At 36.4% G+C, this 15479-nt stretch carries 17 protein-coding genes; 7 read left to right on the top strand and 10 right to left on the bottom strand.

The window, feature by feature from the left end; genetic code table 11:
- Window positions 1–69 precede the first annotated feature (69 nt).
- From I6F54_RS13675 to I6F54_RS13690, 4 genes are read left to right on the top strand one after another with little or no spacing between them, the layout of a single operon-like run.
- Entirely contained in the window at window positions 70–1572 is a 1503-nt protein-coding gene (locus I6F54_RS13675) for a curlin (protein WP_197141838.1), read from the top strand.
- Between the two features lie 38 nt (window positions 1573–1610).
- Window positions 1611–2012 (top strand): curli production assembly/transport protein CsgE, encoded by a 402-nt coding sequence (locus I6F54_RS13680; RefSeq protein WP_007584407.1) that lies wholly within the window; start codon window positions 1611–1613, stop codon window positions 2010–2012.
- A complete protein-coding gene (locus tag I6F54_RS13685; protein WP_007584408.1) occupies window positions 2002–2427 on the top strand; it encodes a curli assembly protein CsgF in 426 nt (141 codons plus the stop codon). Before I6F54_RS13680 ends, I6F54_RS13685 begins: the two co-directional genes overlap by 11 nt.
- The gene (locus I6F54_RS13690) at window positions 2427–3200 is read left to right on the top strand and encodes a CsgG/HfaB family protein (protein WP_007584410.1); all 774 of its coding nucleotides are present in this window, start codon (window positions 2427–2429) and stop codon (window positions 3198–3200) included. The genes I6F54_RS13685 and I6F54_RS13690 overlap by 1 nt, the downstream gene beginning before the upstream one ends.
- Window positions 3201–3357: 157 nt before the next feature.
- On the opposite strand, the gene I6F54_RS13695 is transcribed toward I6F54_RS13690, so the two are convergent.
- From I6F54_RS13695 to I6F54_RS13720, 6 genes are all read right to left on the bottom strand, one after another.
- Window positions 3358–4047 carry a response regulator transcription factor gene (locus tag I6F54_RS13695; RefSeq protein WP_007584415.1) on the bottom strand — a complete coding sequence of 230 codons (690 nt, stop codon included), beginning with the start codon at window positions 4045–4047 and terminating at the stop codon, window positions 3358–3360.
- Window positions 4048–4296: 249 nt separating this feature from the next.
- Window positions 4297–4818, bottom strand: a complete 522-nt coding sequence (locus I6F54_RS13700; RefSeq protein WP_197141840.1) for a hypothetical protein — start codon at window positions 4816–4818, stop codon at window positions 4297–4299.
- Window positions 4819–4874: 56 nt separating this feature from the next.
- Window positions 4875–6413, bottom strand: coding sequence for an EAL domain-containing protein (locus I6F54_RS13705; RefSeq protein WP_197141842.1), 1539 nt, complete (start codon window positions 6411–6413; stop codon window positions 4875–4877).
- Window positions 6414–6491: 78 nt separating this feature from the next.
- Window positions 6492–7127, bottom strand: coding sequence for an SGNH/GDSL hydrolase family protein (locus tag I6F54_RS13710; RefSeq protein WP_197141844.1), 636 nt, complete (start codon window positions 7125–7127; stop codon window positions 6492–6494).
- Window positions 7128–7135: 8 nt separating this feature from the next.
- The gene (locus I6F54_RS13715) at window positions 7136–7645 is read right to left on the bottom strand and encodes a DsrE family protein (protein WP_165729401.1); all 510 of its coding nucleotides are present in this window, start codon (window positions 7643–7645) and stop codon (window positions 7136–7138) included.
- Between the two features lie 72 nt (window positions 7646–7717).
- Complete coding sequence (locus tag I6F54_RS13720) at window positions 7718–8191, bottom strand: flavodoxin family protein (RefSeq protein WP_197141846.1); 474 nt, start codon at window positions 8189–8191, stop codon at window positions 7718–7720.
- 76 nt (window positions 8192–8267) lie between these two features.
- Between I6F54_RS13720 and soxR the strand changes: the two genes are divergently transcribed.
- The 3 genes from soxR (at window position 8268) to I6F54_RS13735 (ending at window position 10853) form a co-directional block, all read left to right on the top strand.
- Complete coding sequence (soxR, locus tag I6F54_RS13725; protein WP_197141848.1) at window positions 8268–8726, top strand: redox-sensitive transcriptional activator SoxR; 459 nt, start codon at window positions 8268–8270, stop codon at window positions 8724–8726.
- Between the two features lie 410 nt (window positions 8727–9136).
- On the top strand, window positions 9137–9778 hold the full coding sequence (locus I6F54_RS13730) for a hypothetical protein (RefSeq protein ID WP_007584429.1): 642 nt from the start codon (window positions 9137–9139) through the stop codon (window positions 9776–9778).
- Window positions 9768–10853: a rhomboid family intramembrane serine protease gene (locus I6F54_RS13735; RefSeq protein ID WP_197141857.1), complete on the top strand. Its 1086-nt coding sequence runs from the start codon at window positions 9768–9770 to the stop codon at window positions 10851–10853. Before I6F54_RS13730 ends, I6F54_RS13735 begins: the two co-directional genes overlap by 11 nt.
- 62 nt (window positions 10854–10915) lie before the next feature.
- On the opposite strand, the gene I6F54_RS13740 is transcribed toward I6F54_RS13735, so the two are convergent.
- From I6F54_RS13740 to I6F54_RS13760, 4 genes are all read right to left on the bottom strand, one after another.
- On the bottom strand, window positions 10916–11422 hold the full coding sequence (locus I6F54_RS13740; protein ID WP_231615273.1) for a transthyretin-like family protein: 507 nt from the start codon (window positions 11420–11422) through the stop codon (window positions 10916–10918).
- Between the two features lie 503 nt (window positions 11423–11925).
- Window positions 11926–12819: a hypothetical protein gene (locus I6F54_RS13745; RefSeq protein ID WP_231617036.1), complete on the bottom strand. Its 894-nt coding sequence runs from the start codon at window positions 12817–12819 to the stop codon at window positions 11926–11928.
- A gap of 96 nt (window positions 12820–12915) precedes the next feature.
- Entirely contained in the window at window positions 12916–13896 is a 981-nt protein-coding gene (locus I6F54_RS13750; protein WP_197141859.1) for a hypothetical protein, read from the bottom strand.
- A gap of 292 nt (window positions 13897–14188) precedes the next feature.
- Complete coding sequence (locus I6F54_RS13760; RefSeq protein WP_231617037.1) at window positions 14189–15358, bottom strand: dolichyl-diphosphooligosaccharide--protein glycosyltransferase subunit 2; 1170 nt, start codon at window positions 15356–15358, stop codon at window positions 14189–14191.
- Between the last annotated feature and the right edge of the window lie 121 nt (window positions 15359–15479).

Here is a 15479-nt window from a genome sequence, read left to right on the forward strand (position 1 = left end):
AACAACAAATACCTTATTAAAACCTATAACATTTAGGGTATTTGATTTTAATATTTCAAGGAGAAAATAATGAAGTTGAATAAATCACTTTTAAGTTGTGCTGTTGCAATAGCAATGGGTACCAGCTTTGCCTCATATGCAGATACCGACAACAAATCAGCATCAAACTCAGAACTTAGTACAAAAATATCTATACTTAGCACCGCTAATTCAATGACATTGGCGCAATCGCAAAATAATAACACCGCGATTTTAATGCAAAAGGGAGATAGTAATACTATTGAGGTTTCGACTACTGGAAACGAGAACACAACAGAAGTTACTCAATTACAATCAGGTAATTATGTTGGCGTAACAACAATTGGTAACAACAACGAGCAAGTATATGCCCAAGATGGCGTTGCCAACGGTGTAATTACCGAAGTTACTGGTAATAATAATTACCTAAATGTTTTGCAAAGTGGCCAAGGCTTTTTTGTAAACAACGAAGCTGTCAACATGATTGTTGGTGACGACAATATCGTTGATGTAGAGCAAGGCACTGGTGGTCATTGGTTTTACAACTTAGATATGAAAGGTAATGGCAACGAAATCAGTTCATTACAAACAGGTGAGTGGCATGAAGCTGAATTAACCTCTGTAATGGGCGATCAGAATAGCCTGAGTCTTGAGCAAAACGGTTACTGGAATACCTTCAAAGTGAGTTCTTTACAAGGCAACGATAACGAGCTTGATATTGAACAAGACGGCGATCGTAATACTGTTACCTTCACTGATATTTTAGGCGATGCAAATGAGCTTTCAATTGAACAAGAAGGCAATACTAACGCAGTAACATTTGTAGCTGTATTAGGCGATGAAAACGAAATTGATTTAGACCAAGAAGGTTCTTTAAATACTATCGAATCAAACTTATTCGAAGGTCAAAACAACGAAGTTACAGTAACTCAGGTTGATTTAAGCAACTCAACAACCGTTGATATTATTGGTGACGATAATGAATTAACGGCTACACAAGTTGGCTTATTAAATGATTCTTACATGGGCGTTTTAGGTACCGATAACGAATTTATGATTAACCAAGTAGGTGAATCAAATTCAGCACACGTTGTTAACTTTAATGGGTCTGAAAATGACGTTAACGTTATTCAGTCTGGCCAAGAAAACACTGCTGTTGTTGAGTCTTCATATCCTGATATATCTCTAACATCAAACGACAACGATATCGATATTATGCAAAATGGTTCTCAAAACGAAGCCATGGTTACACTTGCAGGTATTTTAGATAGCAACATGAACCAGATTGACCTAGCTCAAACAGGTGAAATGAACGTAGTTGATATGATGGTTGAAGGTAATGGCCACAGCATTGATATTTCACAAACTGGCGAAGGTAACTGGGTAGTTGGAATGGAGCAACCTGCATTTTTAGTAGGTGGCGAAAACGTTTCGTTTAGCGTAACTCAAATGGGTAACGATAACATTGTTGAAGGCGCCGTAATTGGTTTCAACAGCACTGTTTCAGTGACCCAAATTGGTGACGGTAACGTGACTTCTATTACTCAAATGTAATTATTGAGGTTGGGGAGAGCAACTCTCCCCATTTAGTTATGCATAATAATAAAAACCATTACCAAGTATTATTACTTACGCTTTCTCTGTTTTTAATGCCCGCATCTTATGCCGCTGAAGAGTTGGAGATTGACGGCCTACTACTTGATAGGAGTATTAGCCGCTTTGGTCATCAGTTCTATTTTGAGTTTTCTAATTACTGGCGAGATCTCCCTTCAACTGCAGGTTTTAACATTGAAATTAAAGAAACGGTCATTCCAAAAGCAGGCACAAAGCTGTCGTTAATAATGAATAACCAACTTGTTTACGCAACTTATTTAGGTAGACGACTAGAGCCTTTAAATGAGCGTGTGGAGCAGGCTGTTTATACAGTGATAGATGCAATGGCTCGCGAAAACATGGCAGTGTCAACACCCGATATGGCTAAAGATGGATGGTAAAATGAAAAATATAGCCCTTATAATAATAACAACATTAAGCTTTTCAGCAGCAGCAACTGAAATAATTTACACCCCAATTAACCCAAGCTTTGGTGGTAACCCACTCAATGCAAATATGCTGTTGAGTAAAGCCCAAGCTCAAAACAAGCATAAAGCACCGGTAGTAGAAAAAGGTTACGCTGAACAATTTCAAGAAACTCTAGAGCGCACCTATTTAAATCGTATGGTAAGAGAAATTACCGATATGGCATTTGGTGAGGACATAGAAGATAGCCTTTTCAATCAAGACTCCATATTTATGAGTGGCGATTATCAAATTGAAGTTATAACCAGCACAACCGATTCTATTACAGTAAGAATAACAAATATAATTGATGACACCGTGGTGATCATTGAAGTACCGAGGTTTGGATAATGTATAAACTACTAATAACAATAATATTAATAGGATTGAGCGGTTGTGCGAGCCTAGGGAACTTAATCCCACCATCGCAACAAAAAGCAGTTAGTTTAGAGCCAACCGAATTATTCGCAGATCTGAAAAACTTACCTAAACCGGTCGGGAGTATTCCTGTATCAGTGTACTCATTTAGAGATCAAACAGGTCAATATAAGCCACAAACTAACGTTAGCTCATTTTCGACTGCCGTTACTCAAGGTGCTAACTCAATACTCATACAAGCATTACATGAATCTGATTGGTTTACGCCGGTAGAGCGTGAAGGTTTACAAAACATTTTAACAGAGCGAAAAATTATTCGTGCAGGCCAAGCCGATAATCCTAACCAAGCTGATTTACCTCCGCTAACAACCGCAAAAATCATTTTAGAGGGCGGTATCATAAGCTACGACACTAATGTGAAAACAGGTGGTTTGGGTATGGAATACTTTGGTATTGGCGCATCAGAACTTTACCGTGAAGATGCTATTTCAATATACTTACGCGCTGTTGATGTTCGAACAGGCCAAGTATTATTGAGTGTAGCCACCAGCAAAAAAGTACTTAGCCAAGAAATGCGTGCAGGCTTTTTTAGATACGTAAGCTACAAACGACTGGCAGAAGCAGAAGCAGGCTTTAGCGACAATGAACCTATGAGTATTTGTGTTACCCAAGCAATAGAAAAAGCACTCACAGATCTCATAACAAAAGGTATTGATAAAGGCTTATGGGCTAAAAAATCGGCGTAAACTGATTTCCTGGATTAACTAAAGGCTACATATTGTAGCCTTTATAGGTTGTGTGATTAGTAAGTTGAAAGTACTTCGCTAACCCAACCCTTATAAAAAATCTAGAGGATAAAGTTTTTACTTTAATAACTTTAATAAAGTATTGGTGGCTTTACTCTTATTTAGCCATTGGCAGCAAAACCGATATATAGCGCTGCGCCCAATTAGCAAGCTCCACCCTGTTGCGTGAGTTAGTTTTTTTAAACGCACTGTATAAATGTGTTTTTACAGTGTGGTCGCTAATGTTAAGTTTATCAGCGATTGTATTGTTACTCGCCCCCTGTGCAATTAAATGAATAACAGACTTTTCTCGTTTTGTTAAATGATCGTAATCGTCCTGCTTTAATTCAATGTCGTCGTGTAAGCTATTAAACGACGATGCCACGGCTAAAATATCGTTAAAAGCTTTTGAAATCACTTTACGCGTAAACCAAAGCTCGCCAGTATTAACACGAAGTAACCCTTTAAAAATATCTTCTGGTGGATCAGATTTATAAAAAACACCATTAAAATGGTTAAGCAATAAGTTTTGCTCGCACACATCTTCTTTATCAACATTAAAAATGACAACGCTATAGTGTTTAGCTAAACAAATAAGGTCAGTCGGAATAAGGTCTTGCCATTTGCTTTTAGCACCATCTATTAAAAACAAATCATAATTTGTGCGCTGCTCAGCTTTAGGAATAACTTCGTCCATTTTAATATCACCAAACAAAGCTTGTAGTGTTCTTAAAATAGCGGTGTAGTTGTGTGAATGAAAAGATGATTGAAACGTTGTTTTTACAAATACCGAGTTTTTATGGGGCATAAATTTCGTCCTTGAAACATTTACACTACATTACCTAAATCAAATACAACTTACAATGGGATTTTGATATTAAAGTACTGTTATTCTTTCTCATCCTACAATAGATAAAAATCAATTAAATCAATGCAAAACCTTCATCAATTTTATTTTTAAAATTGCTTTTATAAGATAAATAACAGATCGGATTAGTGACTTAATAACTTATAAAGCCTTAAATATGCATTAGCCTAAACTAACTTTTAGGATCAATTATTCTATACTCGCTTTTAGTTTATTTAGCGCATCAACCGAAAAACCTCGATCATAAAAATATAAAATTTCGCCGCTGTTATTTATAAGTACCACACGTGAGTTATTGGGGCTTTGGTTACCTGTAAACTTTTGAACTCTCTCGCCATCTTTATAAATAGTGATTACCCCACCCCATAATTCTTTAGGGATGCCTTTGCGCATACCGCTATCTATAAATGTGCTAAACATACGTGGTGCCATCCCGGCAATGGTTGGTAGTTCGTATGTAGGGAGCGTTACGCCCGCCATATCTAAACCAATTAACCAACGGTCTATATCAAACTGACTATCTTGCTTGTACCCAATGAGCAGCAGTGTTTTATCTGCTTTAAAATCGCTGGGTATAGTCACCATGCTTTGCTCTAAACTTTCGCCGCTAATGCTTGGGAACTGTTTACCTGTTAATTGCTGGTTTGGATACTGTGTTGTACATGCACTAAGTAGTAAAAATGCAAAAGCACTTAATGTTAATTTGATCATAATAAACCTAATATTTATAAATTTCATAATGATACGTTTAGTATGGCAGCTGAGATCTAAAAATGCTGATTAGTTATATAATTTTTAAATTTAGACGCCGTCATGGGCTTACCATACTTCCAACCCTGTCCATAATGCACACCCGCCATTTTTAAAATAGCTTCTTGCTCAGTGGTTTCAATCCCTTCTGCCACACAGGTATAATTAAACTTATGCACAAGTTCCATAATATTTGGGATCATAGAGGCTTTTAAGCCCTCAGTTGCTATATCTTGAACAAACGTACGATCAATTTTAAGTTGATGAAAGCTCAAATTTTGTAAGTTTCTTAAATTCGAATAACCCGTACCAAAGTCATCTAATGATAAGTTAAATCCCGATTCAACTAAGGTTCTAAAATGAGCATGCGCAATGCTTGTATCAAGGTACTCGTCTTCAGTTATCTCTAAACAAATAATAAAGCGTGAGTTGGTAAGCTCTGTAATTTGCGGCAGTAACGACACATTACCCAGCTCTACATCACACGGAAATATATTAAGCGACACTTTAAAGCCTTCTGGCAATAACTCTATAGAGGTTAACTCTTTTATTGTGGTAGCAATCATTGCCTCAGTAAAAGTCCAAGTTAAATTATTTTTTCTAATAACCGGAATAAACTCATCTGGAAATAAAGCACCGTACTTATCTTCAAAACGTGCAAGTACCTCGCAACCAATCAGCTTGCCACTTTGCAAACAAATAATGGGCTGGTAAGTCCAATAAAATGATCCCTTTTTGAGCCCTTTACGAATACGTTGATTGGTAGAGCGGCGTGCAGCAATCCTCGCATCAACTATTAACGCACTCGATATGCCCGCTAAACAGGTTAAAATTAACGAAATTATTAATAATAAGTGATTATTAGAAAAAAACAGACTCCAAGGCAAGTGCACTACTACACAATATTGACTACTTGTAGAACTGCAAACTGAGTTAGTTTCGTAAGGAAAGAAAACGCTGTTTTTTACCTGCTGGTATAGCCCCTCTTTACCTGCTAAATGATGCAAAGTATTTGGTGTTTTATAAATAACCTCCCAATCTGGCGCAGTAATTCCGATGTTGGTAAAGGGCGTGCTCTGCATAATTAAATTATAGTCCCCTTGTCTGACTATAATTACCTCCATAGGGCGCTCACTAAATAATAATAGATAAAGCTCTGGCTCAAAACGAACCCTGACCTTCTCACCATCTCGAATAAAGTCAGGCTGTTTGTCGTTAATTGGTTTACTTAATAAGCCTGCACCAGTAGTGCAAACTAGCTGGTTACCTTTAAAAAAGCCTATATCAATTACATATTTTGCATCAAATAAAGCGCGGCGCATCTCAAGAAGGGTTGTGTTGTCACACTGCTTAAACGCAAGCTTATTTAATGGGGTAAGAATTCGACGCCTCTCTGCAATTGCACCTTCTACATGACCGAGAATATATTCAGCATCAGACTTTGTTTGTGCTGTTAACTGCTGCGCTGCAAAATTGAGCAAAATAAAACAGCCAATTACAAAAACTAACCCTCCGGTTAAAATGGCTATAATAGATTTTTGTTGGTACTTTTTCATAGCATCTCGAAGTTGTTAATTTATATCACTACTTTATTAGATGATTGCATAAGTCGCATTAAATTCAAACAGATCGATTTAAGAATTATTGAACGAATTTTGAATAAACTGAGTGATTTTAGCGCTTACCGTTAAATGCTGATTACTTTCAAAGTGAATCCCATCACCGGCTGTTACATTAATAAATGTATTAAAATCAATAAAAGTACATTTATGAGTAGCCCCAACGCTTTTGAATGCACTAGAGAGCTCTGTTGCTTTTATATCTGCACCTTCGTAAATACGCGAATACTGCTCGGTGATTCTTATTTTAGGTGGGCTAGCAATAATAATTTTAGGAGATTTTAAAGTACTACCTTGCTGATAATAAATATGTATTGAGTTAATTAAATCATTTAACCCATCTGCTATTAAACTAGGTGTTAAATTAAAACGTTTTTTAAGATCGTTTGTACCAAGGGCAATAATAATAAAGTCGATCTCATGCTTATCCAAATAAGGCTTTAGATAACTAACACCATTAAGCACGCCATCAAACGGTGGATTATGCACTAACGTGCGGTTAGGCTGCCCTGCCTCTATTACGTTAAAGCCACACCCTAAATTTTTATTTAATAACGATGTCCAACGGGTATTTTCATCAAAGCGTTTTCCCGTTACAGGGTTTAAACCCCACGTATTAGAATCACCAAAGCAGAGAATATTTTTTGTCATGTTAATTATTAAAATGGATTGAGTGTATAACCCTGCTGTTGCAGCTGGGCATGTGCTGTCATCGCCGAAAGTGACATTTGCACACCTTCAATTAGTTGTTCTGGTGCTACTTTATAATGCGTAGCCGATTGCCCACATACATAAACCACGGTGTTATTGGCCAACAATTGCTTTATTAAACTTTGATTTTTGTTATCTGCTTTAAAACGTTCTTTATATTCACTATTAGCCAATACATCAACGCTAGCACTACCATGTACCACTAACGCTAATTGAATGTTATCTGGCTTTACACCGTGTGCTATATGCATATTAATAAAACGTGCAAGTGAGTTCATTGAATTGTTCTGCTCACCTTTTTTAGCGCCATCACCAACATCAAAGGCTATTTTAAATACCGTAGAGTCACTTATCTGAACATGCTCCGGGACACTATAAAAGTAACCAAAGTCTTTAATAAGGTTTTCACCCGCTTGCGAAAATGGGCTTATAAGTAAAAGTAATAATAGGTATTTCATAAACAATCCTGTGTTTTAAATAAGTTAACCTATTTATAAAACTAACAGAAGCAAAGAAAAAAGGGCAGCTTATCATGCTGCCGATTGAGTGTTTTTATGATGGTGGTTAATAAACTGCATACCTAAATAGCTAAATGTTCGTTTAAACATTTCTACAAAAATATCAGGCGCTTCAAGCGATGATGCGTTTGATAACAACGAAAAATCTTTATTACGTAAAGCCCGTAACTTCGGCTTCAAGGTTTCGTCATCCATGTAATCTGTGATCCTATCTATAAATGACTTCATTTGTACCGTAGTGTTATACCAGTAAACAGGAGACGCGAACACCCAATGGTCGTACTTTAAAAGTACTTCAAATAGCGCGTAAAAGTCATCATTTTTATAGTTTTTGTCATAACAATACGGCGCAATTTTATAATCATCCAGACAAATTACGCGCACATTATTTTGCTCGGCAAAGCTATTAACATGGGCTGTGGTATTGCCGTTTTTTCGTGCACTTGAATAAATAATAACAGTACTACGCTCAAATTTTTGTTGCATTTAGTTAGCCCCTTTTTTAATGTGGTAGAAGCTTAAAACCTCAAGTTATATTGAGGTCAACTAAAGGATTAAAATAATGGACGCTTCACAAAAAAAATTAACCGAAGCTAACCTAAGCGTTGGCTATGTAGCAAAAAGAAGTGGTGTAAAAGTATCTACTCTTCACTTTTACGAAACCAAGTTTTTAATTAAGAGCTGGCGAAATAATGGTAATCAGCGACGCTATAAACCTGATGTATTGCGCCGTGTAGCTGTAATAAAAGCAGCTCAAGCGATGGGAATAACGCTCGATGAAATTAAAAACACCTTAGCCACCCTACCCGACAACCGCACACCAACAAAACAAGATTGGTCAGCACTTTCAAAACATTGGCAATCGCAACTTGATGAGCGCATTGCGCATATGCAACGCCTGCGCGACAAAGTAGACGGTTGTATAGGATGTGGTTGCTTATCACTTAAAAGTTGCCCAATTTACAATAAAGATGATCATTTAGGCGAAAATAAAAGCGGCGCTGTGCTTTTAAATACATAGTCTTTGCCTGTGTAAAAAGTTCTCCACTTTTGTATAACAAAAATAAATACCCCTCTTAGGCGTTGAGCCAACAACGCCTTAAATATAAAGGCTAACTACGCCTCATTATTGAGTTATTGAGAAGGTTTTTTTAGTCCGTTTATTGGTAATACGTTACTTTGCTAACAAAATAGCCTCAGGTACTACAAAAACTCTCTATTCATTAATATAGAGCCATGAAGTTTCTTGTTTAGTTGGATCGCTAGATGATTTAAAAAACAATTTAAAATTTAGGGGAAGGGCTATACTCGAATGGTTTCTTTAATATATGTAAAAAGTATATTCAATGTAGATAGGAGCATTGCTAACTGGTTAATTTTTAAGTATTCTTGTGCGCCTAAAAAGGAAGTAAATATTCAAGGAACAAACTGTTGGAACCAACTAATCACACCCCTGAAAACAATACAAAACCACCTGTAGTTACTCAAAAATTTTCGCAAGCCCTTAAAACGGTCGATCACAAAGAACTAAAAAGTACTGGTTTTTGGCTAAATCAATTTTTTATGGTTATTTCTACTATATTCGGCGTGTATTTAGCTGCTCAAAGCGGCTTAGAACAAGCGCTTAAATTTGACTCATTTAGTAAAATGGAAGATAACTACTATTTGCGCACCTCCTTATTTGACGAAGTTGCTGATAATGCAAACAGTATGGAAGAGTATGCTAATTTACTTGCAAAAAGCCCATCAATAAAAGAAATTGAGTATTTTAAACCAACACTCGAAAAGTACATTTGGCAAACGATGCAGTACTCTCCAACTACACTCGAAACCCCAAGTGAATTACTAACGCAAATACGTCGATTTTACTCAAGAGCTAAATTTTTAATAGACGCTGTAGCTAATAAAAGGATTTCCGCTAGACAAGCAGCTGAAGAATTAAAAGAGATTACTAATTTAATTAAAACTCAAACACTCCCTGCATTAAAAAATAGCGCTAAACAATTAAAAATGGAATTACAACAGAATGATATTTCTGTTGGTTCGTTAAAGGAACTTACAAATGCCAACTAAAAGCTGTCCACATTGTAAAGATCATCCACTAGAAGTAACCAATTATCAGGGTGAAGAAATAGATATTTGCCGTGAATGTGGTGGCTTATGGTTCGAGAAAAATGAAGTGAACAGGATGATTTCTGAGATAAATGACGGCCCAGAAGGTGATAAATTTGAAACTCACTTTGGTGAGCCATTAGGCGTTTCTGAGCTTGACTGCCCTGATTGTAAAAAAAGTTTAGAACGTTTTCACTTACTGGAAGCTTTTCATACCGAAATTGATGTTTGTAGACACTGCGATGGCACCTGGATTGATAAAGATGAGCTTGAAAGTGTAGAAAAAAGCCCTGAAATAAAAGCGAGTTTAGGCGAGCTAAATCAAAAAGTAAGTTGGAAAACCTACTTGTTCCAATTTTTAACGCAAATGCCTGTTGAATATAACATTAAACCACAAAAAACCCCTTGGGTTACTCGCGGCCTTATTGTTTTAAATACATTGATTTTTGCACTTTATTTTTTGAATCCAAGCTCATTTAGCTATGTTATTGATAACTTTGCTATGACACCAGCAGATTTAAGCAAAGGTAATGAGCTATGGACTGTATTAACTTGCGTATTTTTACATGGCTCTATAATGCATTTAGTCGGCAATATGTACTTTTTATATATCGTTGGCGATAACCTAGAAGACGTGTTAGGCCATAAACGCTTTTTGTTATGGTATTTAGCCTGTGGACTACTCGCATCGTTTGCAAGTTACATTGTAAGCCCAATGTCGAATATACCTGGCGTGGGGGCAAGTGGCGCCATAGCAGGTTTATTTGGCATGTACTTAATGTGGTTCAGACACGCAAGCCTTACTTTTATGTTTATAATTTATCAGAAGAAACTTTCTGCAGTATGGTTTTTTGCTATTTGGTTAGGATTTAACATTTTTGGTGCAGTAACAGGTCCTGATGGCATTGATTATGGTGCGCATATTGGTGGCTTTATAGCTGGACTAATTATTGGTTATATTTTGAAAAATAAAATATTAGAGCAAAATCCTATAATTCGTTTACTAAACCAAAATGAAGCACAGTTAAAACGTTAATCGTTATATTAAAGCCACTAATAGATGAACATTAGTGGCTTTATAAAACTTCTCACTAATTTCTATAACTTACAACGTGTATAAACTGTATAAAATTGACCCGTGTTTTTTATCGGTATATCGTACGTTATAGCCTCTTCACTAAGTTCGCATTCAAAGTTATTTAATATGTCAGACAGCAGTGCTTGCTCTTCTGTGAACTGTATTGTGGTGTACCACAAGATTGAATCTTCATCTTTTTTGTTTTCAATATAAATACTCTGTAGCAAAGAGCTATTAAAAAACATGTTTGAAGGCTTTGAGCTGCGTATTGTTTTATTATCGAAATAGAAGTAGCCAGCACTATCACTTATTGCTTCATCAATATAAGTGTCGCCATAAATGAGTTCTCTTGTTACTTTAACACCTTGTTGAGGCTCACCATTATTTAATAGCCTGCCTTTTACAGGCAACGACAACGTAACGTCTTGTTTGTTAAAAAAGCCAAACATATCTGCACATCCTTGCATTGGTATTAATAAAAATAGAATAAGCGTTAAAGTCACGCTAGCCGATCTTGCCTTGATCATAAAAATCCCTCTTATATTTGTATTTTTAGCCTAACAACAAAAGCCAACTTGTGACATATTTTAAATCGCTATTCTTAGAGTTATGCCTAAATAGATTTAGTTGATTTACTGGCGATATTAAAAATAACAATAATAGAAATGACTAAGTATTTATATATTAGCTTTAAGCGAGATAAGCTGTTCTTAAAGTATTAGAAGTAATAAATACAAGATGTCATATTGTCAATTAACTAAAATACACAAACCGTTTAACATTCTTCGTAGAATTGATTGAAGATTATTTTTTAGACTGCGAGCCGCCTAAGTACTTATAATTAAACATATACTCCTTTAGCAAACTCAAACTATGTATAGCTCAGACTTCCTTTAAGTTATAAAGCGACTTTTATAATGCGCTTAAGGTATTCCCATAAACAGTTGTAGCGCTAAACGCTTTGCTTTGTATTTCCATGTTAGTTTTTCAATACGCTCAGGCTCACCTTTAAAGTGTAACCAAGGCTTAATTATTTCTTTGTTAGGTGTCGCTCTGAGCCAATTAAAATGAGCAGCCTCTTTATTAAATTTTTGCCATATTTCGGCTTGTTGATCAAGTGAAAAGTCGCTCCAAAATTTATTAGGTCTGTCATTTTTTTATCAAATTCAGCGGTGGGTTCATCAAGGTGGCGGTAGTTTTCATACTCAGGTACATCAGGAAGTGGTTGGCTATTGTCCATAAAGCGCACTACACGCTCCCAATATAAATAACAGTTCATTGGGTTATTTGGGTTATTTGAGTTATTTGAGTTATCCGGCACTTGTACAACAATTTTAGTGTCAGGGTATTTATCCCCATCAACATGGCTTATATAGGGTACAAATCCCATTACACCCGGGCGTGTTGCAACCATATCTAAATGGCATACAATATCAGCCCACTTAAAACAACAATTACCCTGCTCATCACGCGCTTCGCAACCTGGGATTGGATAAGTAAAGCCTACTAGCTGCTTTTGTCTATCAAAGTATATTTGTTTTTTGGGGATGTAACTGTCTGTTAGCGGCAGTAAATTAAGAAAAAACAAATTCCAAGAAAAAGTAAGTATAGGTATCCACCATTGATAAGGTTCCTCGGAGTAAGTCATCACAATACAAGAGAATAAAAATAACAAACTTAAAACAAAGCCGATTATGATTGGGCCAAATAATATAACTCTAATTGGGCTATTCCCGCACATTTCTATTTTATATCGCTCTGGGTGTTTTTGTATTGCCTTCTGTTTTTTAGAAGGTAAGTCATACAAGTAACACAAGCCTTTAAACTTACCCTTAAGACTATTTAATCTCTCAGGATAAAAAAAACGATTGAACCGCGTTTTTTTAGGCATAATATCAGCGGCTAGGTAGTCATTATTTTGCACCAGATTCCTTTAATAAACAGAGGCACTTTAAGGTGCCTCTGTTTAATTTCCTTTTCTGATTGTTAAAGTATCATGGACTCTGAAACTTAAACAGTCTCACGGAAAGCCGATAAAAAGTTGAATCAATAAACGCTTTACTTTATATTTCCACGTTAATTGCTCTATGCGCTCAGGCTCTGCTTTCCAATGCAGCCAAGGTTTGATTACTTCTTTCTGCTCTCTACCTTTTAACCAATCAAATGGAAAAGCATCTTCTAAAATTTCGTCCCTAATTTCAATTTGTTGTTCAATTGAAAAGTCTACCCAAAAGTCTGAAGGACGATTATTTTTTTTATCAAACTCTGCTGTAATTGGATCTGAATGACGGTGTTGTTCATATACAGGCACATCGGGCAATGGCTTACTTAAATCCATAAAACGTACATAACACTCCCACAATAAATAACAATGCACTGGATTGGCTGAAAGTTCTACAACTGAACCGGTTACTATTGTTTTAGGGTACTTATCTTGGTCTATATGACTAATTTCTGGAAAGTAATTCATTACACCCGGCGCGCCCATTTTCGAGGTTAACCTGCAAACAATCTCTTCCCATTTAAAGCAACAGTTACCTAAGTCATCTCTTTGTTCACAACCTGGTATCTCAAAAGTAAACCCGACCGTTTGGTTTTGCCTATCAAGGTACATCACCCTATCTGGTATGTATCTTGCTGTGATCGGTAATAAATTTAAAAAGAATAAATTCCAAGAAAAGGTAAAGATTACAAGCCACCAAGGGAATGGCTCTTCAGAGTATGTTGCTACGACACAGGCTATTAGTAATAATAGACTTAATACAGCCCCTATAGCCATTGGCCCAAATAAAATGGCTTTTATAGGGTTATTGCCACAAGGGACAACTTTGTATTTTTCGCGCTGACTTTCATATAACTTGTTCGTATCAAGCCAATCATATAAAAAACACAGGCCTTTAAATTCGTGATATGTATTTTTTATACTGCGATATTCAAAAAAGCGATTAAAGTTCGTTTTCTTTGGCATTATTCCAACACCGAAGTAATTTTTATTTTGCATCAGATTCCTTATGCGATTGCTAAATCAGGTGAAGCATTTTTAATTGGCTTTTCAAATGCATCAAAATCTATTAGTAAGGTTAAATCTTCGTTGTATATAAGTGTTGGTGTTATTTCAACATCAAACACACTGATACTAGGTGATTCAATTTCAAACTCATAAACTGCAGCATTTAGGCTAAGGCTATTATCATCAAATTCATAATTAAACTAGACAGCCACTCTAATTGTGTTTTTAAAGTTGATTTTTCATAAAGTAAAACAGCGATTCACACTAACCGCTGTTTTTTACATCACCAAACTTCATGTCTGTTTACTTGGCAGTCATCAGGGTCTAAATAAGGTTTTAGCTCCTCAGGAAAGGCGTGTTTTTCTGTTATATCTTTATCGATTTTGAAGTAATGCTCTATCGATTGATATAAATGCGTGCCAAGTGGGATTGATGTATCCATAAAAGTCATGGCTGTGGCGTATGCCAGTGAATCCCACTGACGATTTGAACCACCTACATAAAAAGTAGGCTTGGTAAAGCGATAATGTTTAGGGTATTTTAACGGCACCATGAGTGACACAAATACACGTGAGCCACCACGTGCTGAACCGACATTACGCTCATTTGCGCCATAGCAAACAATGTCTTCGTAAGGTAAGTAAAACGGTTTTCTGAATAGAGTATGCGGGGTTTTTACAAGACCGGTATGACGATTAAAATAAAAATTATCTCGGTGCGCTAATATGGCCCGGTGTTTCAGCATATAAAAACCGACAATAAACATAGGTGCATATATTGCAAATGGCACCCACCGATAGTCGCCCCACACAAAACCAATAACAACCAAGTCAACGAAAAAAAACATAACCGCAGCGACCATTAGCAGGAAACTTAGAGCAGTAAATAAGTTTGACCACCCTCCAAACCATGAAATAGCCAACTGCTTACCATCGCTCTCTACCCAATGTCCCTCAAGTGTTGAGCCACGATTAGGCGACTTGAGCTCTGCTGCATATTCATCAGTAAAACGCTTACTTTTAAACGTGCGAGTTTTGAACCTGCAACCATTGAGTGCTTCCGCTTTTTTTAATCGCGTTTCATAGCTGTCTTTATGTAAGTAGTCTCTTGGTAGTCGCTCTTTGTAGGTTGCTCTATTATCACGGTATCTTCTTTCGTTTCTAGTTCGCTTTCGTATTTCAGCCACTTTCTCGGGGTTATTTTTTCTAAACTCTTCTCTTCGCACCACCGCTTTTTCATCCAAAGCCAGTTGCTTTATGGTTTTATCTTTTGCTCTAGCGGGGTCTCGATTTGGGTTTTCAGCGCACCACTGTTTAATTGCGTTAATACGGTTTTCTCTTTTTATTTTTTTTCTTTCTTCGTGAGTTAAACCGTCTTCCTCTTCAGCAATGAGGCGATCAGCTAGCTCATTGAATATTCTTTCTTCCTCTGCGTTTTTATCATCTATGTTCATAGTTACTCCTTTAACAATCTACTTCTTATAAATTAATTACTGCTTGGCTGAACACTTGACCAATGCGATGGCTATACTTGCGGTCATCATTAAAAAATGCAGCCCTGATTTTTCACTCTCA

Source organism: Pseudoalteromonas sp. SWXJZ10B, assembly GCF_015864475.1.
Classification (GTDB): domain Bacteria; phylum Pseudomonadota; class Gammaproteobacteria; order Enterobacterales; family Alteromonadaceae; genus Pseudoalteromonas; species Pseudoalteromonas arctica.